Source organism: Pseudomonas sp. OF001 (assembly GCF_904426495.1).
In the GTDB taxonomy this organism is placed as follows: domain Bacteria; phylum Pseudomonadota; class Gammaproteobacteria; order Pseudomonadales; family Pseudomonadaceae; genus Geopseudomonas.
The window spans coordinates 1-1,782 of the sequence record NZ_CAJGBM010000053.1; the positions used below are offsets into that span (position 1 = coordinate 1).

The window sequence follows — 1,782 nt, forward strand, 5'->3', positions numbered from 1 at the left end:
ACATTCGGCCACGCAAGCGCTTCGGCTTCAAGTGCCCCATCGAGGTCATGACCGAACTGATGGCCAAGCATCATGAGGCACCTGCTTCACTCCAATAACCGTGTTGCACTCAGTTCCTGCAACCGCCATGCATTGCCTTCTGAAGATCAACTTGAGTTAAGCCAGAGCTTCGCGCTCTATAGCCATACGCATGGCGATGACCATGCTCTGTAGTACCCAATTCCTTCTTGCACTCTAAACCGATTCGCCGCACAGCCCGCTCGTGCTTGCTTTGAAAATTTTTTAACGTCTCCGGCTCCCCATCATCCTTCGTGAAGGCAAATGGATGAAAAACCTTGGGCTCCGCACGCTGATACTTCAGATACTTTACCCAAACATCCAGAAAATCTTTCGCCTTATGCGTGGGACTAAAAATAACTTCAAAATAGCCATCCTTGCTAGTCAATAGAGGATTTTTCCACCCTGAATATAAGCGCTCAGTCAACCGATAGGAGTTCCTAGGTTTATAGATCGTTTCACTCAAAAGATATTCCGCCCTATTTTTATACCTAGGATCAGGAGACCTTCCAGATTTCGGATGGTAAACTCTAACCAAAGCTTCTCCCTTGTGAACAGGATGAATCGTTATATCCGAAACAAATATATGAAAAACCTCACACTTACGAAGCCCACCATAATTCATCAACATTGTTATTGCCTGAGACCTGTAATCAGGAACTCCATCAACAACAAAACCATCACGAATGAGATCTTCTATTTTTCCTTCAGGAAAGCGCTCTGCTTTTTCATTGCTAACAACAGGAGGCTGCGGCATGTAAATCAATCTTTTCAGGGAGGCCTCTTTTTTAGCCTCGCTGGGCGAAGATAGATGATTCAAGAATACATTTGAATTCTTTTTATAGTAGGCACACCAATTAAGACGCTCCTCCCAGCTTGTTGCCCTCCTAAAGGGATTTATTCTTTTATCATCATAACCATCTTGCTCGGCAAGAAAATCAGTATAGTTAGTAATGTGAAAAAGAATCACATTGGCATCAGCCGAATTTCGCCCCCTCCAAAAAAGCCCCAAAGGGTCATTACTCGTCTCATAATCGATTGTCCCAACCTCCAACGCTCGCGTGAAGCTCTTTAATAGCTCCACTGTTTTCCTGAAGCCCGTGGCAGCCTCTATATAATCGATTAAAAGCCTCAACGAAAAAACAGATTTCTCCCTCCAGGACTCGCTCTTTTCCGAGTACCATGCCAAATAGCGCACATGGGAAATCAGAATCCCACTACGCGTATATATCGCAGGCAATTGATACTTGTTACCACTGGACACATCCCTGTAAACGACCTGGAGTTTTAGCGAGCTATTCATAGGAGGTGACATTTAGTATGGGGTCATAATAATACACCAAGACTTGGCCTGCGGCCTCAATAATTCACATTAAATTCTTGAGACCTCATCAGGAGGTTCGCATGGCAACAGGTCTGATGGCTCAGCCAGCACAACGCCGCGAACTCGAGCCGAGTTCAACGGGCCGCAAGAGTCGACGCGCGCCCGTGCCGTCCGCTAGAACTTGACCAGACCGTGCCAAGTGATGCTCGCGATTGACAGCAGCAGACAAACCTATGGGCCTGCCAACCTGGATAGTGCTAAGTTATCGGAGATCTAGGTTCTGTACGAAAAGTCTGAACGGGTAGAATTGGCGCCATGACAGGCTGGAGGCCCGCATGGCAAAGCGCTACGAACTCCCAGACGCCGCGGGAGTTGATCGCCGATCTGGTTTCCCCCGAACA

General features: G+C 47.1%; 1 protein-coding gene. It reads right to left on the reverse strand.

From position 1 onward, the window contains the following. Positions 1 to 109: 109 nt before the first annotated feature. Positions 110 to 1,360, reverse strand: a complete 1,251-nt coding sequence (gene gmtY / locus RA210_RS18665; protein WP_201487619.1) for a gamma-mobile-trio recombinase GmtY — start codon at positions 1,358 to 1,360, stop codon at positions 110 to 112. Positions 1,361 to 1,782 lie beyond the last annotated feature (422 nt).